The organism is Paracoccus bogoriensis, assembly GCF_019431455.1.
Lineage (GTDB): Bacteria > Pseudomonadota > Alphaproteobacteria > Rhodobacterales > Rhodobacteraceae > Paracoccus > Paracoccus bogoriensis.
In genome coordinates this window covers 16,253-42,126 of sequence record NZ_JAHYSR010000012.1, presented here as the reverse complement: position 1 = coordinate 42,126, position 25,874 = coordinate 16,253, and the positions used below count along the sequence as shown (strand labels likewise).

General features: G+C 65.7%; 25 protein-coding genes. 11 read left to right on the top strand and 14 right to left on the bottom strand.

Annotation, left to right across the window (positions count from 1 at the left end):
• The first annotated feature begins 101 nt into the window (after positions 1-101).
• Positions 102-2,192: a glycosyltransferase gene (locus tag KY389_RS07755; protein ID WP_219830321.1), complete on the top strand. Its 2,091-nt coding sequence runs from the start codon at positions 102-104 to the stop codon at positions 2,190-2,192.
• Here the strand turns inward: KY389_RS07755 and KY389_RS07750 are convergent.
• Positions 2,189-4,990 (bottom strand): [protein-PII] uridylyltransferase family protein, encoded by a 2,802-nt coding sequence (locus KY389_RS07750; RefSeq protein WP_219830320.1) that lies wholly within the window; start codon positions 4,988-4,990, stop codon positions 2,189-2,191. The two genes, KY389_RS07755 and KY389_RS07750, sit on opposite strands and share 4 nt — an antisense overlap.
• Positions 4,991-5,204: 214 nt before the next feature.
• Here KY389_RS07750 and KY389_RS07745 point away from each other — a divergent pair, with 214 nt between their 5' ends.
• The 3 genes from KY389_RS07745 to ilvN all read left to right on the top strand — a co-directional run bounded on the left by KY389_RS07745 (position 5,205) and on the right by ilvN (position 8,537).
• Positions 5,205-6,047 (top strand): arginyltransferase, encoded by an 843-nt coding sequence (locus tag KY389_RS07745; RefSeq protein ID WP_219830319.1) that lies wholly within the window; start codon positions 5,205-5,207, stop codon positions 6,045-6,047.
• Between the two features lie 149 nt (positions 6,048-6,196).
• Positions 6,197-7,951, top strand: a complete 1,755-nt coding sequence (locus KY389_RS07740; RefSeq protein ID WP_219830318.1) for an acetolactate synthase 3 large subunit — start codon at positions 6,197-6,199, stop codon at positions 7,949-7,951.
• A gap of 25 nt (positions 7,952-7,976) precedes the next feature.
• On the top strand, positions 7,977-8,537 hold the full coding sequence (ilvN, locus tag KY389_RS07735; protein WP_219830317.1) for an acetolactate synthase small subunit: 561 nt from the start codon (positions 7,977-7,979) through the stop codon (positions 8,535-8,537).
• Positions 8,538-8,552: 15 nt separating this feature from the next.
• Here ilvN and KY389_RS07730 read toward each other — a convergent pair whose 3' ends face one another.
• Positions 8,553-8,924 (bottom strand): hypothetical protein, encoded by a 372-nt coding sequence (locus KY389_RS07730; protein WP_219830316.1) that lies wholly within the window; start codon positions 8,922-8,924, stop codon positions 8,553-8,555.
• A gap of 251 nt (positions 8,925-9,175) precedes the next feature.
• Positions 9,176-9,943 carry a M48 family metallopeptidase gene (locus KY389_RS07725; protein ID WP_246588018.1) on the bottom strand — a complete coding sequence of 256 codons (768 nt, stop codon included), beginning with the start codon at positions 9,941-9,943 and terminating at the stop codon, positions 9,176-9,178.
• A 144-nt stretch (positions 9,944-10,087) separates the two neighbouring features.
• Here KY389_RS07725 and KY389_RS07720 point away from each other — a divergent pair, with 144 nt between their 5' ends.
• Genes KY389_RS07720 through KY389_RS07710 form a run of 3 tightly spaced genes read left to right on the top strand, consistent with a single transcriptional unit; the run spans position 10,088 to position 11,643 of the window.
• On the top strand, positions 10,088-10,333 hold the full coding sequence (locus KY389_RS07720) for a hypothetical protein (protein WP_219830315.1): 246 nt from the start codon (positions 10,088-10,090) through the stop codon (positions 10,331-10,333).
• 21 nt (positions 10,334-10,354) lie between these two features.
• A complete protein-coding gene (locus tag KY389_RS07715) occupies positions 10,355-10,927 on the top strand; it encodes a nitroreductase family protein (protein ID WP_219830314.1) in 573 nt (190 codons plus the stop codon).
• A complete protein-coding gene (locus tag KY389_RS07710) occupies positions 10,924-11,643 on the top strand; it encodes an EI24 domain-containing protein (RefSeq protein ID WP_246588017.1) in 720 nt (239 codons plus the stop codon). Before KY389_RS07715 ends, KY389_RS07710 begins: the two co-directional genes overlap by 4 nt.
• Here the strand turns inward: KY389_RS07710 and KY389_RS07705 are convergent.
• Positions 11,600-11,869 carry a DUF1467 family protein gene (locus tag KY389_RS07705; protein ID WP_219830313.1) on the bottom strand — a complete coding sequence of 90 codons (270 nt, stop codon included), beginning with the start codon at positions 11,867-11,869 and terminating at the stop codon, positions 11,600-11,602. The genes KY389_RS07710 and KY389_RS07705 overlap by 44 nt on opposite strands.
• Positions 11,869-12,273 (bottom strand): methylmalonyl-CoA epimerase, encoded by a 405-nt coding sequence (gene mce, locus KY389_RS07700; RefSeq protein ID WP_219830312.1) that lies wholly within the window; start codon positions 12,271-12,273, stop codon positions 11,869-11,871. Before mce ends, KY389_RS07705 begins: the two co-directional genes overlap by 1 nt.
• A gap of 127 nt (positions 12,274-12,400) precedes the next feature.
• Here mce and KY389_RS07695 point away from each other — a divergent pair, with 127 nt between their 5' ends.
• A complete protein-coding gene (locus KY389_RS07695) occupies positions 12,401-13,135 on the top strand; it encodes a response regulator (RefSeq protein ID WP_425517154.1) in 735 nt (244 codons plus the stop codon).
• 3 nt (positions 13,136-13,138) lie between these two features.
• Here the strand turns inward: KY389_RS07695 and KY389_RS07690 are convergent, their stop codons facing one another.
• From KY389_RS07690 to cobS, 9 genes are all read right to left on the bottom strand, one after another.
• Positions 13,139-14,038 (bottom strand): bile acid:sodium symporter family protein, encoded by a 900-nt coding sequence (locus tag KY389_RS07690; protein WP_219830311.1) that lies wholly within the window; start codon positions 14,036-14,038, stop codon positions 13,139-13,141.
• Positions 14,032-15,783 (bottom strand): AMP-binding protein, encoded by a 1,752-nt coding sequence (locus KY389_RS07685; protein ID WP_219830310.1) that lies wholly within the window; start codon positions 15,781-15,783, stop codon positions 14,032-14,034. The genes KY389_RS07690 and KY389_RS07685 overlap by 7 nt, the downstream gene beginning before the upstream one ends.
• Positions 15,784-15,903: 120 nt before the next feature.
• On the bottom strand, positions 15,904-17,679 hold the full coding sequence (aspS, locus tag KY389_RS07680; protein WP_219830309.1) for an aspartate--tRNA ligase: 1,776 nt from the start codon (positions 17,677-17,679) through the stop codon (positions 15,904-15,906).
• A 73-nt stretch (positions 17,680-17,752) separates the two neighbouring features.
• A complete protein-coding gene (locus tag KY389_RS07675; protein ID WP_219830308.1) occupies positions 17,753-18,418 on the bottom strand; it encodes a CPBP family glutamic-type intramembrane protease in 666 nt (221 codons plus the stop codon).
• Complete coding sequence (locus tag KY389_RS07670) at positions 18,391-19,209, bottom strand: glycoside hydrolase family 25 protein (RefSeq protein ID WP_219830307.1); 819 nt, start codon at positions 19,207-19,209, stop codon at positions 18,391-18,393. Before KY389_RS07670 ends, KY389_RS07675 begins: the two co-directional genes overlap by 28 nt.
• A 145-nt stretch (positions 19,210-19,354) precedes the next feature.
• Positions 19,355-19,645, bottom strand: a complete 291-nt coding sequence (locus KY389_RS07665) for a hypothetical protein (RefSeq protein WP_219830306.1) — start codon at positions 19,643-19,645, stop codon at positions 19,355-19,357.
• A gap of 628 nt (positions 19,646-20,273) precedes the next feature.
• Positions 20,274-22,145: a cobaltochelatase subunit CobT gene (gene cobT, locus KY389_RS07660; RefSeq protein ID WP_219830387.1), complete on the bottom strand. Its 1,872-nt coding sequence runs from the start codon at positions 22,143-22,145 to the stop codon at positions 20,274-20,276.
• Positions 22,146-22,196: 51 nt separating this feature from the next.
• Positions 22,197-22,805: a hypothetical protein gene (locus KY389_RS07655; RefSeq protein WP_219830305.1), complete on the bottom strand. Its 609-nt coding sequence runs from the start codon at positions 22,803-22,805 to the stop codon at positions 22,197-22,199.
• A complete protein-coding gene (cobS, locus tag KY389_RS07650) occupies positions 22,805-23,776 on the bottom strand; it encodes a cobaltochelatase subunit CobS (RefSeq protein ID WP_219830386.1) in 972 nt (323 codons plus the stop codon). The genes KY389_RS07655 and cobS overlap by 1 nt, the downstream gene beginning before the upstream one ends.
• 130 nt (positions 23,777-23,906) lie before the next feature.
• On the opposite strand from cobS, the gene KY389_RS07645 reads away from it, so the two are divergent.
• From KY389_RS07645 to KY389_RS07635, 3 genes are all read left to right on the top strand, one after another.
• Positions 23,907-24,461, top strand: a complete 555-nt coding sequence (locus KY389_RS07645; RefSeq protein WP_343222921.1) for a sigma-70 family RNA polymerase sigma factor — start codon at positions 23,907-23,909, stop codon at positions 24,459-24,461.
• Positions 24,458-25,177 (top strand): anti-sigma factor, encoded by a 720-nt coding sequence (locus KY389_RS07640; protein ID WP_219830304.1) that lies wholly within the window; start codon positions 24,458-24,460, stop codon positions 25,175-25,177. Before KY389_RS07645 ends, KY389_RS07640 begins: the two co-directional genes overlap by 4 nt.
• A gap of 97 nt (positions 25,178-25,274) precedes the next feature.
• The gene (locus KY389_RS07635) at positions 25,275-25,838 is read left to right on the top strand and encodes a fasciclin domain-containing protein (protein WP_219830303.1); all 564 of its coding nucleotides are present in this window, start codon (positions 25,275-25,277) and stop codon (positions 25,836-25,838) included.
• Positions 25,839-25,874: the final 36 nt, after the last annotated feature.

The window sequence follows — 25,874 nt, the reverse complement described above, 5'->3', positions numbered from 1 at the left end:
CCTGATGCAGGGGCGTTGCGAATTCGGTCACACCGCCCCTTCGCTTAACCGCCTGTTAAGCATCGCCATGCCACGACGAACCAAACAACGGGGATTCGTCGATGGCATCTTTGGCAGCACCGCAGGAACCCGATGCCATCGCGCAGGCTGATGGAGGCGTGCAATTCGGCGGCCCGACCCTTGCCCCTCGGCACGAAGCACCGCTGGGCCAGATCCTGATCGAGGACGGTGCCGTCGATCCGCGCAATCTGCTGAAGGCGACCGTCATGCGACGGCGCGAAAATGCGCGCCTTGGCCAGATCCTGCTGGGTCACGGCTGGGTCACGCCCGAGGCGCTGGCGCGCGCCTTGTCGCGGCAATGGCGCACCACGACGATCGACCCCGCGCAGACGCCCCCCGATCCACGCCTGATCGACGCAGCAGGCGCGGGATTCTGCCTGACGCACGCTATCCTGCCCTGGCGCAGAATCGGCGGCGTCACCTGGATCGCAACCGCGCGGCCCGACGAATTCGCAAGCCTGTTGCCGCGCCTTCCGGCCGAATTCGGCATCGTGCGGATGCTGCTCTGCACCGAGGCTCAGGCGCAGGAAGGGGTGCTGAACAACCGCCGCATCCGCCTGATCCGCGAGGCCGAGTCGCGCGTGCCCGCCGCCGAAAGCTGCCGCACGCAGAATCAGGCTCGGACCAGCCGGCTGGCGCTAGGGCTGCTGGCGGCGGCGCTGCTGGGGTTTTGGATCGCCCCAAGATCGATGGCTGGGCTTCTGGTGGGTTGGGCCATCCTGACCCTGCTCGCGCAGAGCGGTCTGAAGCTGATGGCCGCCCTCGCCGCGCGACGGACGCGGGCGGATGACGAAAGGCTTGCCGCCGCAATCGCGTGCGGCCAGATCACCCCGGCCGAGATGGACGCGCCGCTGCCAGTGATCTCGGTCATGGTGCCGCTCTTCAAGGAAAGCGATGTCGCGGATAAGCTGGTCGCCCGGCTCGCGCGGCTTGATTACCCGCGCGAATTGACCGATCTGCTGCTGGTCATCGAAGAAAGCGATGCGGTGACCTCCAAGGCGCTGGAAGGTGCACGACTGCCCCACTGGATCCGCGTCGTGCGCGTGCCCGACGGCCCGATCAAGACCAAGCCGCGCGCGCTGAACTATGCGCTGAACTTCTGCCGCGGCCAGATCGTCGGCATCTGGGACGCCGAGGACCGCCCCGATCCCGATCAGTTGCACAAGATCGCGCGGGCCTTCCATTTCGCGCCTGCCGATGTGGCCTGTCTTCAGGGTGCGCTGGACTTCTACAATCCCCGCACCAACTGGCTGGCACGCTGCTTCACGATCGAATACGCAACCTGGTTCCGGGTTCTGCTGCCCGGTGTGGCGCGGCTGGGGCTGGTCGTGCCTCTGGGCGGGACGACGCTGTTCTTCCGCCGCCATCTGCTGGAGGAAGTGGGCGCCTGGGACAGCTGGAACGTGACCGAGGACGCCGATCTGGGCGTTCGTCTGGCCCGACGCGGCTATCGCACCCAGATCATCGAGACCACGACCGACGAAGAGGCCAATTGCCGCGCCCTGCCCTGGATCAAGCAGCGTTCGCGCTGGCTCAAGGGCTATGCGATGACCTGGGGCGTCCATATGCGCGATCCGGTCGCGCTGTATCGTCAGCTTGGCGCCTGGGCTTTCTGGGGCTTTCAGGTGCAGTTCCTTGGCGCCTTGTCGCAATATCTGCTGGCGCCGGTCCTGTGGAGTTTCTGGCTGCTGGCATTGGGTCTGCCCCATCCTTTGCGCGCGCCGCTGGAGGGGATGTGGGGCGGCTGGGCGATCCCGCTTCTGTTCGGTCTGTTCATCGCGTCCGAGGCGCTCTCGATCATCATCGGCCTGCGCGCAGTGCGGCGCGCCAAGCACCGGCATCTGCTGCCCTGGGTGCCGGGGATGCACTTCTATTTTCCGCTCGGCTGTCTGGCCGGGTGGAAGGCAATCTACGAGGTTGTGACCAAGCCCTTCTACTGGGACAAAACCGCTCATGGCCTCTATGCCGAGGCGACAGAGACGGCGCCCGCGCCCCTGCCCGGCACGGTCGAAGTGCCGCTGTTGGGTCAGATCGGGGAACGTCGCGCCGGGATCGACGCGGAACCCGCCCCTGCCCCAGCACCAGCCGTCGTCCCTGACATTGCCGTGGCCGCGCAGCGGCGGGCAGGCTAGGCGAGTGGGGCCTCAACCGGGGCCTCGGCGTCGATCAGAATCCGCGCTTCGACCGTATCGCGCTCCAGGCTGGCCTGCAACGCCGCCAGATCCGCCGCCCCGGTCTCGCGCAGCAGAAAGGATTGGCCTCCGAGACCGATCGCCTCCATATCCAGCGCCCGGTCCGTCAGCAGCCGGCCCGAGGCGTGCAGCCGCCACAAGGCGCGCCAGATCGAAGCCAGCCGCCCCGCCGCATCCGCCGTCAGCAGCCCCGCCCGCTGCCCGGCGCGCAATTGCGCCAGCGTCGCCCGAACGGGCTGGCCTGCTCTTAGCGCGCAGGCCTGCGCCAGCAGGTCGATATCCTGCAAACGGCCCGGGCCGACCTTGGCCTCCCACGGGCCATCGGGCCGACGGGCAGCGAAGATGCGGGCGCGCATCTCGGCCAGATCGGGCATCACGCGGGGATCGCTGCCGCGCGTGGTCAGGATCTTCAACCGCAGCGCCTCGACCTCGGCGGCCAGCGCTTCGGCATCGGCACCTGTGCGGGCCACGACACGCGCGCGGGTCAGGGCCAGATGTTCCCATGTCCAGGCCTCGGTCATCTGGTAATTCTCGAAGCTCTGGATCGCTGTCGCAACCGGCCCCTGCCGCCCTGAGGGACGCAGGCGCATGTCCACCTCGTAAAGCCGCCCCTCGGCGGTGGGGGCCGACAGCGCCGTGATCATCGCCTGGGTCAGCCGTGCGTAGTAGGGGCGCGCGGCCAACGGACGCGGCCCGTCCGAGCCCTCGGTCCCCGCCGCGTCGTAGATCACGATCAGGTCGAGGTCCGATCCCGCATTCAACGCCCGCGCCCCAAGCGAGCCCATCCCCAGGACCACCGCCCCCCGCCCCGGAGGCGGTCCGTGACGGCGCGCGAAATCCTCGGCCGTGACCGGGAACAGCGCAGCGACCGAGGCATCCGCCAGATCGGCGTATTGAACCGCGGCCTCGTCCGCGTCGATCAGGCCGCGCAGGTGATGCACGCCGATGCGGAAATGCCATTCATGCGCCCATCGCCGCGCGGCATCCAGCGCGCGCTCGTATCCGCCCTGCGGTGCCCGCAGCGTGGCCGCCAGAACCGAGGCCAGGTCGCGTGCCAGCCCCTCGGAGCCCAGCCAGGGAGCGAAGAAGCTGCCCGCCAGCACCGCGTCCAGCACCGCCGGATAGCGCGCCAGATAGCCCGCAAGCGCGGGCGCGGTGCCGCAGATATCCACGATCAGTTCGATCAGCTGCGGATTGGCCTCGAACAGCGAAAAAAGCTGCACGCCGGCGGGCAGACGCGACAGGAAGCTGTCAAAACGGGCCAAAGCCTCGGTCGGGTGGCCCGAGGCGGCCATGCGCGACAGAAGCTGCGGCTCGATCCGACGAAAGATCTGCTGCGCGCGTTCGGATCGCAGCGCAGGATAGCCCTGCCAGCGCGCGATGATGGCGCGCGCTTCGTCCGACAGGTCGGGGGTGCTGGCCGCGCTCTCTCCGGGGGCAAAGAAATCCTCGGTAAGCTGGTGGACGCGCAACAGGCGTTGATGCAGATGCGCGCACCACGCCTGAACATCGCGCTCGGCCGAAAGCGCCGCGATCGCCGCCAATCCCTGCGGATCGCGGGGCAGGCAATGGGTCTGCGCGTCGTTCACCATCTGGATGCGATGCTCGATGTCGCGATGCGCGCGGTAATGCGCAATCAACTCCTCGGCCACGTCCTGCGGAACCCAGCCGCTTGCCGCCAGGGCCCGCAGCCCGCCAACCGTGTCGCGCAGCCGTAGCGAGGCATCGCGCCCGCCCGCGATCAGTTGGCGTGTCTGGGTGAAGAACTCGATCTCGCGGATGCCGCCTTGACCCAGCTTCATGTTATGCCCCGGCACCTCCAGCCGGCCGCCAAGGCCCTTGTGGTCGCGGATGCGCAGCCGCATGTCATGCGCGTCCTGAATGGCGGCGAAATCCAAATGCTTGCGCCAGACGAAGGGGCGCAATTCGCGCAGGAACCGCTCGCCCGCAGCAATGTTGCCGGCCGCCGCACGCGCCTTGATGAAGGCGGCGCGCTCCCAGGTGCGGCCCTCGGCCTCGTAATAGGCCAGCGCCGCGGCGGTCGAGATGCAGACCGGCGTGACCGCCGCATCGGGTCGCAGCCGCAGATCGGTGCGAAAGACATAGCCATGCGCGGTCACGTCCGACAGGGTCGCCGCCATCCTGCGCGTGGCGCGGATCAGGGCGGCGCGGGCCTCCATCTGTTGATCGGAGGAATAGGCGGTTTCGTCGAACAGCACGATGAGGTCGATGTCGGAACTGTAGTTCAGCTCGCGCGCGCCCCCCTTGCCCATGGCCAGCGCAAAGATGCCGCCGGCGTCCGAAGCGGTCGGGGGCAACTTGCCGCGCCGGGTCTCGACCGTGACATGAGCGCGAAGGGCCAGGTCCACGGCACGGTCGGCCAGATCGGACAGCGCGCCCGTGACCTGTTCCAGCGGCCAGACCCCGCCCAGATCGGCCAGGGCCGTCAACAGCGCCACGCGCCGCTTGGCACGGCGCAACGCGACCCCAAGATCGTCGGGCGACAGATCCTCGAACCCGGCGGTCTCGTGCGTCACGACATCGTCATTTTCCAGCCCCCCGGGCAGCCACTCGGCCTCGTGCCGGATCAGCCCGGCAAGATAGGGGCTTGACCCGGCCGCCCCCGCGATCAGTTCAGCCAGCGGGCCGGGCGGCAGACCGAGGGCTTGCACCGCCTCGGCGCCGCGATCAGGGTCGAGGGGGATGGGACTACGGGTGATGCGTTCGGCAAAGCTCATGCGCGGCAGTTTCCGCACAAAGACGCAGGGCCGTCAACGCACGGATCAGCAGGGGACACGACATTGCGTTAACCCTTTCTCGACTTGGCCTGCATTCGAATCGTTGCTAGGCTTTCACATCGGATACACAGCGGAATGGATGGCGCAGTTCCGGGATGATGAGCCTTGACCGGTGGATCTGCCCCAACGAGATGACCCACCTTGTGGAGGGGATATGACGCGTCATACCCTGCCCCATGCCCCGCAGTTCTATGTTACCGCCCCCCAGCCCTGCCCTTATCTGCATGGCCGTGCCGAACGAAAGCTGTTCACCGCCCTTCAGGGCGAGAACGCGGCCGAACTGAACAACGCCCTGTCGCGGCAAGGCTTCCGGCGGTCGCAGAACGTGCTTTACCGCCCCAGTTGCGAGACCTGTGTCGCCTGCATGTCGGCGCGCATCCGCGTTGCGGATTTCCAGCCCTCGCGCACGCAGCGGCGGGCGGCACAGCGCAACGCGTCCCTGCGGCGGCTGGCCACCAGTGCCTGGGCGACCGAAGAGCAGTTCGATCTGTTCCGCCGCTATCTGGACAGCCGCCACGCCGATGGTGGCATGGCCGACATGGATATCTTCGAATTCGCCGCGATGATCGAGGAAACGCCGGTCAAGACGCGGGTGATCGAGTATCGCTGCGCGGCTTCCGCATTGCCCTCGGTCGCGGCCGGCGACGATCATCTTGCGGCAGTCTGCCTGACCGATGTTCTGGATGACGGGCTGAGCCTTGTTTACAGCTTCTATGACCCGCAACTGCGCCAAGCCAGCCTCGGCACGCATGTCATCCTTGACCATATCGAGATCGCGCGCGCGGCGGGCCTGCCCTATGTCTATCTGGGCTATTGGGTGCCTGGCAGCCGCAAGATGGACTACAAGGCGCGGTTCGGCGCCCTCGAAATCTACAAGAACGGCGCCTGGCAGGATATCGGAAACCCGCAGGATCACGGCGACGAGGCGCATCCCCTGTCGGTCGATCCCATCGTCGAGCAGGTCGCACGGATCGCGCTGCCGCAATTCGACCGCTGACGAGTTGGGAAATATAATTTCAATTTAGCACGCGCCTGCGTCATTTTCTCCATCCAACCCCATTGACCCCGCCTTGGGCCGACAATAGTTTGCGCCGACGCCGGGGCAGCCTGCCCTGTGTCTGAGCTTGATTTGTGATGGAGCAAAAGATGTCCCGAACGATGACGGGTGCAAGAATGGTGGTCGAGGCGCTGCGCGATCAGGGCGTCGATACCGTATTCGGCTATCCGGGCGGGGCCGTGCTACCCATCTATGACGAGATCTTCCAGCAGAACGACATCACCCATGTCCTCGTGCGCCATGAACAGGGCGCGGTCCACATGGCCGAGGGCTATGCCCGCTCGACCGGCAAACCGGGCGTCGTTCTGGTCACTTCCGGACCGGGCGCCACCAATGCCGTGACCGGCCTGACCGATGCGCTGCTGGATTCGATCCCGCTGGTCGTCCTGTCGGGTCAGGTTCCGACCTTCATGATCGGCACCGACGGCTTTCAGGAGGCCGATACGGTCGGCATCACCCGCCCCTGCACCAAGCACAACTGGCTGGTCAAGGACACCGACAGACTGGCCGAGACGATCCACAAGGCCTTTTACGTCGCAACTTCGGGCCGCCCCGGCCCGGTGCTGATCGACATTCCCAAGGATGTGCAATTCGCCACCGGCCGCTATGTCGGCCCGAAACAGATCGAGGCCAGCCTCTATCAGCCCGTCAAGAAGGGCGATCCGGCCGCCATCACCCGTCTGGTCGAGCTGATCGAGCAGGCCGAGCGGCCGATCCTCTATACTGGCGGCGGCGTCATCAATTCAGGCCCGGGTGCCAGCCAACTTCTGCGCGAACTGGCCGATGCGACGGGCTTTCCGGTCACATCCACCCTGATGGGGCTGGGCGCCTATCCGGCCTCGGGCAAGGGCTGGCTGGGGATGCTGGGGATGCACGGCCTCTACGAGGCAAATCTGGCGATGCATGGCTGCGATCTGATGATCAATATCGGCGCGCGGTTCGACGACCGCATCACGGGCCGGATCGCCGATTTCAGCCCCGGATCGGTCAAGGCGCATATCGACATCGACCCTTCCTCGATCAACAAGGTCGTCCGCGTGGACGTGCCCATCGTGGGTGATGTCGGCCATGTGCTCGAAGATCTGCTGAAGGTCTGGAAGGCGCGCGGCCGCAAGGTCAATTCCGAGGGCCTCTCCCGCTGGTGGGCGCAGATCGAGGAATGGCGCGCAAGAAAGTGCCTGTTCTATCGCAACAGCGACACAATCATCAAACCGCAATACGCGCTGCAACGCCTTGAGGCGCTGACGAAGAATCACGACCGCTACATCACGACCGAGGTCGGCCAGCATCAGATGTGGGCCGCGCAATATCTGGGCTTCGAGAGGCCGAACCGCTGGATGACCTCGGGCGGCCTGGGCACGATGGGCTATGGCCTGCCCGCCTCGATCGGCGTGCAGATGGCGCATCCCGAGGCGCTGGTCATCAACATCGCGGGCGATGCCAGCTGGCTGATGAACATGCAGGAAATGGGCACCGCGGTGCAGTTCCGCCTGCCGGTCAAGCAGTTTATCCTGAACAATGAGCGCCTTGGCATGGTGCGCCAGTGGCAGCAATTGCTGCATGGCGAACGCTACAGCCAGTCCTGGTCGGACAGCCTGCCCGATTTCGTGAAGCTGGCCGAGGCCTTCGGCTGCGGCGGCGCGCAGGTGCGCGACCCCAAGGATCTGGACGCGGCCATCCAGGCGATGATCGACTATGACGGCCCCTTCATCCTGGACGTGCTGGTCGAGAAGCACGAGAACTGCTTCCCGATGATCCCCTCGGGCAAGCCGCATAACGAGATGCTGCTGGGCGAGGCCGAGACGCAGGGCGTGATCGAATCCGAAGGCGCGGTGCTGGTCTGACGGCCGGACAGGAAAGGGCAAAGTCATGAACGCATTGAACATCCAGAAGGGCATGTCGCGCCATTCGGCCTATGACCTGCGCGACCCCCATTCCCAGGTCGAGGAAAGCCACACCCTGGCCGTCCTGGTCGAAAACGAACCGGGCGTCCTGGCCCGCGTGATCGGCCTGTTTTCCGGGCGCGGCTACAATATCGACAGTCTGACCGTGGCCGAGATCGACCACGAGGGGCACCGCTCTCGCATCACCGTGGTCACGCGCGGCACGCCTGCCGTGATCGAACAGATCAAGGCGCAGCTTGGCCGGATCGTGCCGGTGCACGAGGTCCATGACCTGACCGTCGAGGGGCCTGCCGTCGAACGCGAACTGGGTCTGTTCAAGGTTCGCGGTCAGGGCGAAAAGCGCGTCGAGGCGCTGCGCATCGCCGAAATCTTTCGCGCGAACGTGGTCGATTCGACGCTGGAGAGCTTTGTGTTCGAACTGGTGGGCACGCCGACCAAGCTGGATGCCTTTGCCGATCTGATGCGGCCTTTGGGACTGGTCGATCTGGCACGAACCGGCGTTGCGGCGCTGGCGCGCGGGCTCTGAAAAAGTGCTGCGGGTTCAGCCCGCCGCACTTGTCCTCATGCGGGGCAAGGCCAGTCCCTGCGAAACGCTCGGCCTCTGGTCGCTCTGCCTCTGATCGTTGTGCAGATTGACCACCCGCGGACGCGCTTCGGCCGCTGGCCGGGATTCGGCCAGCAGACGCGGCAGTTGCGGGCAGCTTTGTTCCGACAATATCGACACGACCAGCGCGTGACGCAGATTGCCGATGGTCTGGGTCTCAAGTTCGACAAGGTCGCCGGGCTCGGGCCAGCGGCCCTCGGCCTCGACAAGATTGGCGCGTCCCTGAAGATAGGCCAATGTCGCCTGGTCTTCGCACCAGATGATCGCCTTCTCGCGTGACACATTCGTCCAGACCACGACCCCGATCATCCACTATCCTTCCTGCCGCGGCCGACGCGCGTCAACCATGTCAATTCAAATCTGCGATCAATCGCAGTTAACAGGAAGTAAAGCAGAAATCCGCCGACTCGCCAGTCTTTTGTTGCAGACGAAGAATTTTTTTCACCTTGCGGTTGCCGTGCGACCCTGGGGACACAACCCTGAATCCCCCGCCGCAGGGGTCCACAGACCGATCTGCCGGTCGGGGACTGCGGGTGCGCAAGTTGCCAGACAGTGGCCTTCTATCGGATGCGGCCCGTTTCCACATCTCTGACGGCGCGCGAAACCTGGGCGATCCGCTGTGCGCGCGAAGGATGCGTGCCCAGAATATGATTGCCCGGGTCCGGGATCCGCTCGAACAGGCGGGCGCCGTTGATCGGATTGAAGCCCGCATTGAGCGCGATGATCGAACCGAGATAATCGGCCTCCAGCTCCCACTCGCGCGAGTAATAGCGCGAACCGACCGTCGCGCCGATCTGCTGCGCGCGCTCGATCGCGCTGGCATCGCCGCCATAGGCCGAGGCCAGCGTTCCCAGCACAACCGCAGCCGCCGAAGCCGCGCCCGAGCGGCGGTCAAGATGGTTCAGGATATGATGCGCAGCCTCGTGGCCGACGACAAAGGCGATCTCGTCGGCGTTCCGGGTCTGGGCAATCAACGAGAGGGTGAAGCCCACGATGGGGCGCCCGTTTCGGTCCACGGTCTGAAAGGCGTTGGGTTCCTGGTTGGGGCGATCATCGACGACAAAGGTAAAGTCGCAACTGATCGGGCGCGTCCGGCGCAGCAGGCATTCTTCGCGAACGACAGGTTCCATCCGGCGCATGACCTGAACGAATGTGCGGGCAGCAGCATCCGGCGTGCCCTGATGCGGCGCCGCCGCCGGCGGCAGCGTCACCCGCGTGGCCACGGGCGCAGGAACCGGCCCGCCCGGCGCAGCCACATCCATCGGCATGGGCGCACAGGCGCCAAGGGCAAGCAGCCCTGCCAGGATCAGTGCTGGAAACCTGTTCAACCTGAGACCCATCGCTCTGCCTCGATCCTGCCGTCATTCCTGTTCGGCCAAGCATATCCCGCGGCAGCAGCCCCTGCAAACCCCCGGCGCTTGTGCCCGGCGCGCAATCACGCGATTGTCGGGCTTGCATGACAGGAGGATGCGATGTTCACCATCGAACATGATTTCGACGCCACCGTGATCACGCTGATCGACGAAGCCGAGCCGAACACCCGCCCTCTGAACGAAGACGTGGTGATTCTGACCTTCGATGACCGCGTTGTGATCGAACAGATGAGCGAGCACGGCGACGAAGTGGCCCGCATCACCTTCACCATGCATCAGTTGGCCGAACTGCGCGCGGCGTTGAACCTGCCCGAGGGCAATTACCGGCTGGAACGCCGCATCTGATCCCTGCCGGAGGAACCGAAGATGTCAAAAAGAAACGACGCCGCCCTGGCCTTTCTGGCCACCAGACGGTCGCATCCGCCCAAACTTCTGGCCGAGCCGGCGCCTGATCGGGCCGAGGTGATGCGCCTTTTGACCCTTGCCGCCCGTGTCCCCGACCACGGCAAACTGGAACCGTGGCGCTTTCTGGTCCTGACGCGACCGGCGCTGGACCGTCTCAAGCCGCTTCTGCACAAGGCGGTTCTGGATGACGGGCAAGACGAAGCCGCTGCCGAAAAGGCGGCCGCGGCTCTGTCCTCGCCGCTGATTGTCGGGGTGATCCACAGCCCGGTCGCAAGCCCCAAGGTGCCCGGATGGGAACAGGTTCTGTCGGCGGGCGCGGTCTGTCTGGGGCTGGTGAACGCGGCTTTGGCCTCTGGTTGGGGGGCGAGCTGGCTCACAGGGTTTGCCGCGCTGAACCAGGATTTCGCGGCGGCCCATCTGGGCCTCGCGCCCGGCGAGCGTGTGGCCGGGCTGATCCATATTGGCAGTTCCGGTGACGCCCCGCCCGACCGCCCCCGACCAAATATCGAGGCCAAGACGGCCTGGCTGGAATGATGCGCGCGCTGCATGTCCTGGCGCTTGGCTGGGCGGATTTGCTGAGGCCCGCGGCGCTGCGGCTTGTTCTGGCAGGCGTGGCGCTGACGATCGGACTGTTCATCGCCCTCCAGGCCGCAATTTTCTGGGCACTGCGGCTGATGGTGCCGGGCGGCTTCTCGCTGCCCTGGCTGGGCGAAGTGCAGATCGGTCCGGTCCTGTCCTGGGGCTCGCTGGCGCTGTTTCCGCTGATGGGATTCTTCCTGATGGCGCCGGTTGCGGCCCTCTTTTCAGGTCTCTTCGCCGAAAATGTCGCCGCCGAGGTCGAACGTCGGCATTACCCCGACCGGCAAGGTGTCTCGCTGGATTTCATGGATTCCTTGCTGGAAGCGCTGGCGGTCATGGCGGCGGTGCTTGGCATCGGCATCGTGGCGCTGCTGCTGGCACCCTTTCTGGGCCCGCTGGCGCCGGTGCTGTTCTACCTGGCGAATGGCTGGCTTCTGGGGCGCGAGTTCTTCCAGATGGCCGCGCGTCGCCACCTGTCAGAGCCCGAGGCACATCGTCTGCGCCAGCGCCATGCGGGGACGATCCTGATCACGGGTGCGCTGGTCGCGGCGGGGCTGACCGTGCCGCTGCTGAACATCGCGCTGCCCTTGCTGGCGGCGGCGGCATTTGCGCATCTTTACCACAAGGTCAGCGGATCAGCTGGTCCAGATGCGAGATATCGGATCGGGTGATGATCTCGCCGAAGATGATGAAAGCGATCACCGCCCAGGTCGCCGATGTGATCAGCGTCGTCCAGATCAGCTTGCGCCGCCAAGGCACACCAGCCGGGGCGCCGGCATGGGTTCCGCGCAAGATTTCGCCCGCATCGGCCTGACTGCGCTGGCCGATCGGCATGACGACGAACAGGGTCAGAAACCACAAGGATGCGTAAAGGACGATTCCGCCGGTCAGGCTCATCAGACTTGCTCCAGTTCGATCAGGCAGCCGTTGAAATCCTTGGGATGCACGAACAGCACCGGCTTGCCATGCGCACCGATCTTCGGCTCGCCCGAGCCAAGGACGCGCGCCCCCGCCGCCTTTAGCCGGTCGCGCGCGGCCAGGATATCGGCGACCTCGTAGCAGATATGGTGAATGCCGCCTGCCGGGTTCCGTTCCAGAAAAGCCGCGACAGGGCTGTCGTCGCCCAGCGGGGCGATCAGTTCGATCTTCGTGTTCGGCAGATCTATGAAGACCACGGTGACGCCGTGATCGGGCTCGTCTTGCGGCGGATGGACCACCGCGCCCAGCGTGTCGCGATACTGCGCCGAGGATGCCGCAAGGTCCGGCACGGCGATGGCCACGTGATTCAGGCGTCCGATCATCTTTTTCTCCGTCTGCTACACCTTCTACGCCTTTCGACAGGTAGAGAAAAGGAAAAGCGGGTGCGGTTAACCGCGCATTAGCGATTCGGGTCTTTACTGACGCAAAGCCGTTCAGGGGATCGAACCAATGCAGACACATCATCAGCACGCCGTCGAAAAGCCCTTGCCCATGTGGCGTTTAACACTGCCCAAGCGACCTCTGACCGGGCTGACGGTCCTGGTGGTCGAGGATTCGCGTTTCGCCAGCGAGGCGGTGCGGCTGCTCTGCCTGCGCTCGGGTGCGCGGATTCGCCGCGCGGATTGCCTGGCGTCGGCGGCACGCCATCTTCAGACATACCGGCCCGCCGTGGTGATCGTGGATCTTGGTCTGCCGGATGGTGATGGCGCCGATCTGATCCGCAAGTTGGCGCGGGCCGATCATCGCGTGCCGGTGATTCTGGGCATCTCGGGCGACCCGGATGCCCAAGGCGTGGCCCTTGCGGCTGGTGCGGACGGGTTCCTGTTGAAGCCCGTCGAAAGCCTTGCGCAGTTCCAGCAGGCGATCCTGTCAGCCATGCCGCCAGAACAGACCGGCCCGGGGCCGCGGATCGTGCCCGATGACATGATCCAGCCGGACCCGACGGGTCTGCGCGACGATCTGGCCCATGCGGCCGAGGTGCTGACACAGGCCAGCGACACGACCGAAATCGACTATATCGCTCGCTTTCTGGCCGGGGTCGCGCGCTCGGCCCGTGACAGGGCGCTGGAAGAGGCCGCCAACGCCCTGGTCCGCGACCACGAGGCAGGGCACGCGGTGGCCGCCGACCTGGCGCGGGTCAGCACGCTGGTCCATGACCGCCTGTCCCGCGTGGCCGAGATGTAGGGCTCAGACCCGGATCTTGGCCGCCTCGCGCGCCAGCGCCTCGGCGGTGGCCTGCCGGCGATACCACAGCGTCACGAAGGACGAGGTGATAACGATGAACAGACTGTAGAGAACCGGTATGAACAGCACCTCCTGCTGCTGGGTGCCGGTGAAGGTCAGCGTGATCACAAGCGCAGCCAGCGGCCCGTTCTGGATCCCCGTCTCAAGGCTGATGGTGCGGGCGCGATTGCTGTCCTGCCGCAACGCGCGCGCCAGCCAGTAGCCCAGCAACATCCCCGTCAGGCCGATCCCGATGGCCGCGACATAGACCGGCAGGCCCGTGTCCAGCAACATCCCGTAGTTGCGCGGCACCCAGGATCCGATCAGGAACAGGATGACGACCACACCCAGCAACGCACCCAGAAGCTCGATCGTGGCGCCGACATTGGCGTTGACCTTTCGCAGAACCATGCCCAGCACGGTCGGCACCAGCAGCACCGCCAGCACCTGCGCAATATTGCCAGCGGGGATGACATATTCACCCGTCACCCCGGCCAGCCCGCTATAGAAGCTCAGCAGAAGCGGCACGGTCACCACCGCGACCAGGGTCGAGACCGTCGTCATCATGATCGACAGCGCCAGCACACCCTTGGAGAAATAGGCGAAAATGTTACTGGTCGTCCCTCCCGGCATACAGGCGATCAGGATCAGGCCTACGGCCATTGCCGGAGGCAGGTCGAGGAGCATCGCCAGGGCATAGCCCAGAAACGGCATGATGACATACTGCGACACAAGTCCGACCAGAATCCCCCTGGGCTTGCGGAACGCGATCAGGAAATCGCGCCAGGTCATCGAGGCGCCCATGCCCAGCATGATCACCATCATCATGATCCCCAGCAGCGTCGTTTCGGTTTCCGTCAGCATGGCGCAGCCTTTCGGGCGAATTCACGGGCGATCTCGGCCTTCAGATCCTTGCGGAGGATCTTGCCTATCGGGGATTTTGGCAGTTCATCGCGGAAGACGATCGAACGCGGCCGCTTGTAATCGGTCAGATGGGTGCGGCAATGCGCGACGATATCGGACTCGGTCAGCTCGCCCGGGTGGTCGGGGTTGGGCACGATATAGGCGCGAACGGCCTCGCCGGTCCTGGGATCGGGTATGGCAACGACGGCGGATTCCAGCACCCCTTCCATCAGGGAAAGGACATTTTCGACCTCGTTGGGATAGACATTGAAGCCCGAGACCAGCACCAGATCCTTCTTGCGGTCCACGATCCGAAGGAAGCCATCCTTGTCCATCACCGCAACATCGCCGGTCAGCAGCCAGCCGTCGCGCATGACACGCGCGGTCTCGTCATCGCGTTGCCAGTAGCCGCGCATCACCTGCGGGCCGCGCACGGCCAGTTCACCCGGCCGACCCTGCGGGACAGGACGGCCGTCATCGTCCATCAGCATCACCTCGCAGCCCGGCACCGGCAGGCCGATGCTGCCGGGGCGCGCGCGGTCGTCCATCGGGTTGAAGCTGACCAGGGGGGCCGTCTCGGTCAGGCCGTATCCTTCGGCCAGCGGCGTGCCGGTCATCGCCCGCCAACGCCGGGCAACGGCCTGGTGCAGAGCCGTGCCGCCCGCTATGGCCGCGCGCAGCCGGCGGGGCGGATAGGCCGCGAACCATTCCTCGTTCAGCAAGGCGTTGAAAAGCGTGTTCACCCCGGTCATCCAGGTCACGGGGTAGTTCTCGATCGCGCGCTGGAGGTTCTGCACCGGACGCGGCGAAGGGATCAGGATGTTGCGCGCACCCAGTGCGAAAAAGGTCATCAGGTTCGCGGTAAAGGCAAAGATGTGATAAAGCGGTAGCGCCGTCAGCACGCAATCGTCGCGCGTCATCACCCCGCCCGACACCGCATGAACCTGGTCCAGATTGGCCAGGATATTGCCATGGGTCAGCATCGCCCCCTTGGCCACCCCGGTCGTGCCGCCCGTATATTGCAGCAGCGCCAGATCATCGCGGCCCGCGCCCTGCCAGTAATCCGCGACAGTCACGCGATGCGCGCGCCCCGCCTTCAGCGCCGTGCGCAGGCGAAGGCTGCGGACTGACAGCTCCGGCACGGGCGGCAGAACCCGGTTCCAGTATTTCTGCACCCCCCGCACGATCAGGTTAGGCAGGGACGGGAAGAATTCCGACACGCCCGCCACGACCACGGTGTCGATACCGGTCTGCGGAATCACCTCGGCCAACTTGTCGGCGAACATGTCCACGATGACCAGCACCTTGGCGCCACTGTCGCGGAACTGGTGGATCATCTCGGGCGCGGTATAGAGCGGGTTCGTGTTCACCAGGACGCAGCCCGCCTTGAACGTGCCGAAGGCCGCGACCGGATAGGCCAGCCCATTGGGCAGCTGCACGGCCACGCGGTCGCCCGGCTGCAAACCGCAATCGACCCGGAGAAAGGCCGCGAAGGCATCCGACAACTCGGCCAATCGGGCATAGGACAGACTGCCGTTCATGCCGTTGGGCATGACGCAGGTGAAGGCCGTTCGGGCGGCGTTCTGGCGGCAGGTCTGGTCGGCCAGATCCGCCAGATTGCGATATCGTGGCGCCGGCAGGTCGCGCGGTATGGATGTGCCGTAGGACGCCAGCCACGGCCGTGGCGGCGATGCGTCGTCGTTCATGCTTCCTCCCCGGGACTGTTCTCCGTCCTCGGGAAGGATGTTAAGCGACCAAAGCCTGTTGCGAAAAGCGCTTTGGCAAAGCGCGGACGTTACGGAACACGAACCTGCCCCGCCGCAAGGTCACTCTCGCGGGAGGACGCGCAGGCGCAGGTCGCGCAACTGTTCGTTCGTGGGCTCACTGGGCGCGCCCATCATCAGATCCTCGGCCCGCTGGTTCATCGGGAACATGATGACCTCGCGGATATTCACCTCGTCGGCCAGCAGCATCACGATCCGGTCGATGCCAGCGGCGCAGCCGCCATGCGGGGGTGCGCCATAGCGGAAGGCCTTGACCATGCCGCCGAAGCGCTTTTCCACCTCCGAGGCCGAATAGCCCGCAATCTCGAAGGCCTTGAACATGATCTCGGGCTTGTGGTTGCGGATCGCGCCGGAAATCAGCTCGTAGCCGTTGCAGGCCAGATCGTATTGATACCCCAGCACCTTGAGCGGATCGCCCTCCAGCGCTTCCATCCCGCCCTGCGGCATCGAGAAGGGGTTGTGACTGAAGTCGATCCTGCCGTCGTCGGTCTTCTCATACATCGGGAAATCGACGATCCAGGCGAACTTGAACTGATTTTCGTCGATCAGCCCCAGTTCGCGACCGATTTCGGTGCGGGCGCGGCTGGCCACCGGCTCGAATTGCTCGGGCTTGCCGCCCAGGAAGAAAGCCGCGTCGCCCTCGCCCAGACCCAGTTGGAGGCGGATCGCCTCGGTTTTTTCGGGCCCCAGCGCCTTGGCAATGGGGCCGGCAGCTTCGGTCGAACCATCTTCGGCCTTGCGCCAGATGATATAGCCCATGCCCGGCAGGCCCTGCGACTGAGCAAAGGCATTCATGCGGTCGGCGAACTTGCGGCTGCCGCCGGTGGGCGCGGGGATGGCGCGGATTTCGGTGCCCTCCTGCTCCAGCAGCCTGGCAAAGATGGCAAAGCCCGAGCCGCGGAAATGATCGCTGACGACCTGCATCTTGATGGGGTTGCGCAGGTCGGGCTTGTCGGTGCCGTATTTCAGCAGCGATTCCGCATAAGGGATCAGCGGCCAGTCCGGATCGACGCGGCGACCGCCGCCGAATTCCTCGAACAGGCCCTGGATCACGGGCTGGACGGTGGCAAAGACATCCTCTTGCCGGACAAAGGACATCTCGATGTCCAGCTGGTAGAAATCGGTGGGCGAGCGGTCGGCGCGCGGGTCCTCGTCGCGGAAGCAGGGGGCAATCTGGAAATACTTGTCGAAGCCCGCGACCATGATCAGCTGCTTGAACTGCTGGGGCGCCTGCGGCAGCGCGTAGAACTTGCCCGGATGCAGGCGCGAGGGCACCAGGAAGTCGCGCGCGCCCTCGGGCGAGGATGCGGTGATGATCGGCGTCTGGAATTCGGTAAAGCCCTGATCCCACATCCGGTTGCGGATCGAGCGGATCACCCGCGAGCGCAGCATGATATTGTTGTGCAGGCGTTCGCGGCGCAGGTCGAGAAAGCGATAGGTCAGCCGTGTCTCTTCGGGGTATTCCTGATCGCCGAAAACAGGCAGCGGCAATTCCTCGGCGGGGCCCAGAACCTCGATCTCGGTCGCATAGACCTCGATTTCGCCGGTGGGCAGCTTGGGGTTGACCAAGGCGGCGTCGCGGAGCTTCACCCGCCCGTCGATGCGGATGACCGTTTCGGCGCGCAGCTTGTCCATGGCGGCAAAGGCCGGGCTATCGCTGTCGGCCAGAACCTGCGTCATGCCATAGTGGTCGCGCAGATCGACGAACAACACGCCCCCGTGGTCGCGCACCCGGTGCACCCAGCCCGACAGACGGACGGTTTCACCGGCATGGGCGGCTTTGAGGTCGCCGCAGGTATGGCTGCGATAGGCGTGCATGATCTTGGTCCCCGTGTTTCCAGCCCCCGCAGAAAACGCGGGACGCGCGGGAAGTCAACCATTGTCGCGGCGCTCAGAACGGGCGCGTGACATTGCCGGTGTAGAAATAGACCCCCATTCCGATCGCGAACAGCAGATTTCCCGCCACGGCGTGCAGGACAAAGGCCGCCGGAAAGCCGTGGCGCAGATAGGCGCGCGCAAAGATCCAGCCGCCGATGAAGGTCATCACCGCGACGATCCAGGACCAGTACATCAGATGCGCGAAGGCGAAGATCCCTGCATTCAGCGCGATTGCCCCCTGCCCGTTGGGCAGGATAGCCCCATAGCGATGAAAGAACAGCGGACGAAAGACCAGTTCCTGCGGCAGCGCCGACAGAAGCGGATAGAGCAGGAACAGCACCAGCAGGAAATCGGGCCGGTTGCGTGGCAGGAACCACAACGCCTCGGGGCGCATCAGCGACAGGATGATCCAGCCCGCCGCCAATGTGGCCGCGCTGATCCCCGCCAGTTCAAGCCATGGCATCCGCCGCCAGCCGCGCACCAGCGTCCGCCATTGAAAACCGCCCGTATGCCACAGCAGCGCCATGCCCACGACGCTGACCAGAGCCAGCGCGGTGAACAATTGCCCCGGCGGCAGGAACAGCGCAATGACAAGCGGCGCCCCGATATAGAGCGCCGCGAATTCCACCATCAGCCAGCGATGTGCCCGTCTTACCTGACCATTCGTCTCTGCAACCATCTTGCCCAGTCCTGAGCCGAGCCGACAAAGGCGTTGAGGTCAGTGTCCCCCTGGATGCCGGGGACGATGCCTGTGCCGGAATATTGCCAGAAGGTCCAGCGCTGTCCCGGATAGGTCACGCTGGGGTGATTGGCGACCGAGCGCAGCCAGAATTCCGCATTCATGCGCCCCATGTCGTTCTCGCGGTAGAAATCTACGGTGGTGTAGATGATCGGCCGCTGCCCGTAATGCCGCCCGACGATATCCAGGAAGATATTCGCCTCGCGGTGGATCTCGCTGGCCGGGGGACGGCGTGGGCAATTGCGCGAGTTGGTCCATTCAAGATCCAGCACGGGCGGCAACGATCCGGCCTCGCGTGGGACATTCTGGATGAACCAGCGCGCCTGCTCGGCCCCCGTGCGGCAAAAGAAGTAGAAGTGATAGGCCCCCCGCGGAATGCGGGCCTGAGCCGATTGCGCCCAGTAGCGGCGGAAATTCGGGTCGGCATGGTCGCCTCCTTCGGTCGCCTTGATGAAGGCGAAGCTGATGCCCGCATTGCGAACGCGCATCCAGTCGATGTCCCCCTGCCATCGCGACACGTCGATGCCGTGGACCTGGTGCACATAGGGCGAGCCGCCGCTCCAGGGATGGGGTGCGCGGTCGCCAAGTGCAGGGTTCGCGCCCGGGCCAGGCGAGACCTCCATCACCCCGCGTCCGATCTGCGGAGCGCTGGTCCTTGGCGGCGTTCGGGAACACGCCACCGCCACGACCACAATCATCACCCCAAGCAGCAGCCTGACCAGATGTTTCATCCTGCCCCGTTCCCTTTTTTCCAAGACCATCGCCTGTCCGTGCTTGCCGCACGTTTCTTGCGTTTATCTCAGAGGACGGGGACAAAGTCATCGCGCATGGGCGGTCACGAAACCGTCAGGATGCCGAAGAGGAAAGCGCGATGCTTTATTGGCTCGGGGTCGCGGCGTCGTTCACGGGCGAGCCTGCCGGGGCGGGCTCAGAGGTCAGCGCGTCGGATGTCACCGGGGGCGCGGTTTGTTCCTCGAGGCCCTCGGCCTCTGTTGTCGTGACATCTGCGGGTGGCGGGGTGCTGGCTATTCCATCGCCGCCTTCTTCGACGACACCGGGACGAAAGACCATGAAGGCGATCAAAGCGGCCAGCAGGGCAGCCGCAATCGCGATCAGCGCGGGCTTGTGGCGCGAGGCCGCCTTGGGGGGTTCGTGATTATGGGACATCTCATGCTCGGTCCTTGTTCTCTCAACCTCGGTCCTTGTTCTCTCAACCGGGCAACGCGGCAGCAAAGCCGGGGGTTCCCCGCAACCTCGTGGGATGGGGTGCGACAAGCAAGCGCAGGACGGAATGTCGGCCGGAGCCGTCTGTCCCGCAGCCGACCGGGTCTCTGATCCGGTTCGGGACGCGGCGAGTGACAAGGCGGCGCGGGTTGACGCGAGCAGCCAGGCGCCGGACGGCTTGCCGTGTTGGCTCTTTCGCTGCCGGCAGGTCGGACGCCGGGCGGCGATGTCAAAAAGCAGTCCGGCACGCTGCAGCGAACCCCGGACCCGTCCCGGATCGCAATGGGCTGCGACAAGGACGCGATCCGCCGTCCAACCCCGCAGCAACGGCATGGCAGAATGGTCGGGTCAGGCCCATGACCAATTTCTGTAGCCCCGCATCGGGGATGGTCGCGATGGCCTGGACCGGATAGCGCACCGCGCCCTTCCTGATGCCGGTATGTCGCCGCACCACGGGTCGCGGGCGGTTCGCGATGGTCAAGGATGTTTCGGCGACATTTTCCGGTCCTGTCCGCCGATGAAGCAGGCCATGTCTGCCCCATGCGTTCTGATCGCAGGCCAGGCAAGGGGCTCAACCGCGCCGCTGCGATCCGATGCCCAGAACGCGCGCGCGCTTGCGGGGGTCGGTGTCGAACAGGGCGGCAAGCTGTTCGGTGATGGCTCCGGCCAGCTGCTCGGCATCGGTGATCGTGACCGCGCGCTGATAATAGCGCGTCACATCATGGCCGATGCCGATGGCAAGCAACTCAACCGCCCGCTTGCGTTCGACCATCGCGATCACATCGCGCAGATGACGTTCCAGAAAATTCGCGGGGTTAACGGACAGCGTGCTGTCATCGACCGGCGCGCCATCCGAAATCACCATCAGGATCTTGCGTGCCTCGGGGCGCTTCAGCAGGCGCCTATGGGCCCATTCCAGCGCCTCGCCGTCGATGTTTTCCTTCAGAAGTCCCTCTTTCATCATCAGGCCCAGATTGGGCCGCACCCGGCGCCAGGGCGCATCGGCGGGCTTGTAGATGATGTGGCGCAGGTCATTGAGACGGCCGGGCTGGGCCGGACGCCCGCCGGCCAGCCAGGCCTCGCGCGACTGACCGCCCTTCCAGGCGCGGGTGGTGAAGCCCAGGATCTCGACCTTGACGCTGCAACGTTCCAGCGTGCGGGCCAGAACGTCGGCGCAGATCGCGGCAATGCTGATCGGCCGCCCCCGCATCGAGCCGGAATTGTCGATCAGCAGCGTCACCACCGTATCGCGGAACTCGGTGTCCTTCTCGACCTTGAAGGACAGGGGCATGGTCGGGTTGGCGACGACCCGCGCCAGACGGCCCGCATCCAGCACGCCCTCTTCCTTGTCGAATTCCCAGCTGCGGTTCTGCTGGGCCTGAAGGCGGCGCTGCAGCTTGTTGGCCAGACGGCTGACGGCACCGCGCAGGGGGTCGAGCTGCTTGTCCAGATAGGCGCGCAGGCGCTCCAGCTCGGCCGGGTCGGCCAGATCTTCGGCGCGGATCTCCTCGTCCCAGGTCTGGGCAAAGACCTTGTAATCGGGGCTTGCTTCGCTGACCGGAGGCGGCAGGTCGGGCGGGGACTCGGCCTCGGGCGCCTCGGCCTCGTCGGACATCTCGTCTTCGGAGTCGTCCTCCAGGCTGACCTGGGCCTGGCGTTCGTCACGGGTCTGCTCTTGACTGCGTTCGGGGCTGGCCTCGGCCTCGTCGCTGTCGTCCTGGTCGCGGGACTGGTTGTCGCCGGATTCCTCCTCTTTCTCATCGGCGGATTCGTCGCGGTCGTCTTCCTGCGGCTCGTCCGGGTCTTCCCCCAACTGATCGCCATAGCCCAGGTCGCTGATGATCCTGCGGGCAAGGCGGGCAAAGGACGCCTGGTCGGCAAGCGCCGCCTCCACATCGGCCAGCGCGCCGCCGGCCTGTTCCTCGATGAAAGGGCGCCACAGATCGGCGACATGCTGTGCGCCGGGCGGCAGGGCACGCCCGGTGGCCGCCTGACGCAGCACATAACCCGCTGCCACCGACAAGGGCGCATCGGCAGGCGACCTGATCTGGGAATAACCCTTCTTGTCGGCATCCGCACCGATCCGCACGTCGATATTGGACAGCGCGCCCGGCATGTCCCGCGCGCCAAGCGCCTCGCAGCGCGCGGTTTCCAACGCCTCGTAGATCTCGCGCGCCATGGGGCCTGCGGGGGCATAGCGCGCATGGGTCGCCGGGTCGTGATGACGCATCCGCATCGCCAGGGCGTCGGCTGTGCCGCGCGCCAGCAGCACCTCGTCACGCGACATCCGCCGGCTGACCAGAGGCAGACGCATCGTGTCGCCCGTCACCCCGGCCGGGTCCGCGCTGAAGGTCACGTTCAGTTCACTCTCGCCCGACAGGGCGCGGGTGGCCTCGGTCAGGGCCTTCTTGAAGGGATCGGCGGGGTTGTCGGATTTCATCATGCTCAAGATAGACCACCGCGGGCGCGCGCAAGCAAGGGGGTGCGGCCGTGCCTAATCGTCACTCTCGAAGCGGCAAAATTCCGGCGCCTCGCCCCCGCGCGCCGCCCATTCGGCGGGGGTGACGCGCAGCGCCTTGCGCCCGGTCAGCGTCACATCTTCGGAGTCCGGCCCGCCCGAGACGGATTCCCACCGCCCCGATAGAAGGTTCCAGTCGCAGCGGCCCGTCGCGGCGGTGATGCGGTCCCAGCTGGACAGCGTATAGCCCGCCACCAGGATCTGGCCGCCGCGTTCAGCAAGGGTCAGCGTTTCTTCCCAGGCGTGGCGGCCGATGGCGGTCTGCTGGGCATGAACGCGAAGGCTGCCATTCGGCGCGACATCAAGGAACGGCCCCTGCCCCGCCATCTGCCCGGCCCAGACCAGACCGCGCGCGACCAGCACCGGCTGACCCGCCGCCTCGTCGGGATGGCCCGCAAGGATCACCAGATCGGCAAGTCCCTCGGCCTCATCCACCAGAAGAATGGCGCGTTCCTCACCGATATGGGCGTCCGAGATCTCGACCGGGACGGCCGAGAGGACGCGCGGCAGGATCGCCGCTTCGTCATCGCCAAGCTGGGCCAGGGCTGGCCCCGCCATCAGCGCAAGAGCCAGCGCCGCGCGCATCACAGCGCCTTGGCGGCCGCGCTTTCGGGCAGCTCTTCGTCGAACAGGCGCTGGTAGAACTCGGCCACCGTCTGACGTTCCAGCTCGTCGCATTTGTTCAGGAAGGTCAGCCGGAACGCATAGCCCACATTGTTGAAGATGCGCGCGTTCTGCGCCCAGGCGATGACCGTGCGCGGCGACATGACGGTGGACAGGTCGCCTTGCATGAAGGCTGTGCGCGTCAGGTCGGCCAGGGTCACCATCTGGCCGATGATCTTGCGGCCCTTCTCGTTGTTGTATTGCGGCACCTTGGCCAGCACGATCGCGGCCTCGGCGTCGTGGGACAGATAGTTCAACGTGGCGACCAGCGACCAGCGATCCATCTGACCCTGGTTGATCTGCTGCGTGCCGTGATAGAGGCCCGTCGTGTCGCCCAGACCCACGGTATTGGCCGTGGCGAACAGGCGGAAATAGGGATTGGGCGTGATGACCTCGTTCTGGTCCAGCAGGGTCAGCTTGCCGTCCGCCTCCAGCACGCGCTGGATCACGAACATCACATCGGCGCGGCCCGCATCGTATTCATCGAAGACGATCGCGGTCGGGTTGCGCAAGGCCCAGGGCAGGATGCCCTCGTGGAAGACCGTCACCTGCTTGCCGTCCACCAGCTTGATCGCATCCTTGCCGATCAGGTCGATCCGGCTGACATGGCTGTCCAGGTTCACCCGCACGCAGGGCCAGTTGAGGCGCGCGGCGACCTGTTCGATATGCGTCGATTTGCCGGTGCCGTGATAGCCCTGGATCATCACTCGGCGATTATAGGCAAAGCCCGCCAGGATCGCCAACGTGGTGTCTGGGTCGAACTTGTAGGTGCTGTCGATATCGGGCACACGTTCGCTGCGCTCGGCGAAGCCCTTGACCTTCATGTCGCTGTCCAGACCGAACACCTCGCGCAGGTCGATCTCTTCGGTGGGTTTGGCGTTCATGTCCAGCATCGGTCCAGCCCTTTCCTGCATGTCGGCGCATTGATCGCGCATTCCCGCCGAAGGCGCAAGGCGGCCGCGTTGACGCGCCATGCCCCCTTTCATAAGGTGACGTGACCTTGCACAACAGGACGGACCGCCCGTGACAGACGTTCGCCGCACCGAACTGGAACAGCTGATCGCCCGCGTGGCTCTGGGGGACCGCGATGCCTTCGACCAGATTTACGAAGCAACCTCGGCCAAACTTCATGCCGTCTGCCTATCGGTCCTGAAGGACCGCCCCGAGGCCGAGGAAACGCTGCAAGAAGTCTATATCCGCATCTGGCAGAACGCCTCGCGTTATGCCGCGAACGGGCTGTCGCCGATGACCTGGCTGATCACCATCGCGCGCAACCGTGCCATCGACCGGCTGCGGGCGCGCAGTTCGCGCCCCGCCACCGCCCCTGCCGAGGCGGCCGAATGCGTCCCCTGCGACGCGCCCGGCCCGGAACACGCCGCCATCCATGCCCAGCAGCGGCGGCTGCTGGACGAATGCCTGGCGCAGCTGGCCGCGCCACAGGCCCATGCCGTGCGGGCCGTCTATCTTGAAGGCGTCACCTATGCCGATCTGGCCAAGCGCGAGGGGATGCCCATCAATACCGTGCGAAGCTGGCTGCGTCGCAGCCTGTTGCGCTTGAAGGATTGCGTAAGCCAATGACCGAGGATCTTCCCCTGACGCCCGAGCAAGAGGATCAGGCGCTGGCCGCCGAACTGGCGCTTGGGCTGCTCGACGGCCCCGAGGCAGAGGCCGCCGTGGCGCGTCTGTCCACGGACCTGGCCTTTGCCCAGCTTGTGCGCGACTGGCAGGAACGGCTGGCCGCGCTGGCCGAAAGCCTGACGCCTGTAATGGCCCCCGCCCGCGCCCGGCAGGGGATCCGCGAACGCCTCGGGCACAGCGCCGCGCCGCTGTCCGAGGATCCGGCGGCGCCCAGCGGCTGGTGGCGCGGCCCCTGGGCGGTGCTGGCCGGGTTGCTGGCCGTCGCCGTCCTGGCCGCGATCCTGGTATTGCCCGCTCTGCCGGGACGCGAGGCTCCGGCGCCTGCCGGTCCTGATTATCGCGCCGAGCTGCTGTCCGAAGATCAGGCGCTGCGCGTCTCTGCCCGGGTCGAGGGTCGCGAGATGGAGATTGCGCTGGAAAGCGGCCCGGCCGCCGCCGGCCGCGATTACGAGATCTGGTGGATCGAGCCGGACGGCTCCGCGCCGATCTCGATTGGCCTCGTCCCGCGCACGGGCAATCTGCGCATGGCCTTGCCCGCGGGGCTTGAGCCATCCGACGCCATCCGCATCGCGCTGTCGGACGAACCCGAGGGCGGATCGCCCACCGGGCAGGCGACGGGCCCTGTCGTCGCCATCGCGTCGCTCACGCCATCGTGATCTGTCGAACTGGTGCGGCGGGCGCAACTTGGCCGCCCCCGCTCCGTTGATGGCAGCACAGGGTGCATTGCGCACCCCGCCAACGGAGGAACCAGACATGCGTAAATCGACTCTGAAACTCGGCGCCCTGCTTGCCGCAGGCATTGCGCTGGCCATGCCCGCCATCGCGCAGAACCGCATCGTTGGCGGCGCCGAGATGTTTCCGAATCGCAACATCGTCGAAAACGCGATGAACTCGGCCGATCACACCACCCTGGTCGCTGCCGTGCAGGCCGCTGGTCTGGCCGAGACGCTGACCGGCCCCGGCCCCTTCACTGTCTTTGCGCCGACCGACGCGGCCTTTGCCAAACTGCCCGCAGGCACGGTCGAGGATCTGCTGAAGCCCGAGAACCTGAGCACGCTGCAAACGATCCTGACCTGCCATGTCGTCCCGACCGAGGCGTTCTCGCCCGCCCTGGGCCGCAAGATCATGCAGGGCGGCGGCAGCGCCGAATTGCAGACGGTTGGCGGCTGCACGCTGACCGCCTCGATCCGCGACACCGACAACGCGCTGCTGATCTCGGACGAAAACGGCACCACGGCGGTTGTGAACATCCCCGATGTGGATCAGTCCAACGGCGTCATTCACGTCATCGATACGGTGCTTCTGCCCGCGTCCTGACAACCACGCGCGTCAAGACAACCCGACCCGTCCGGA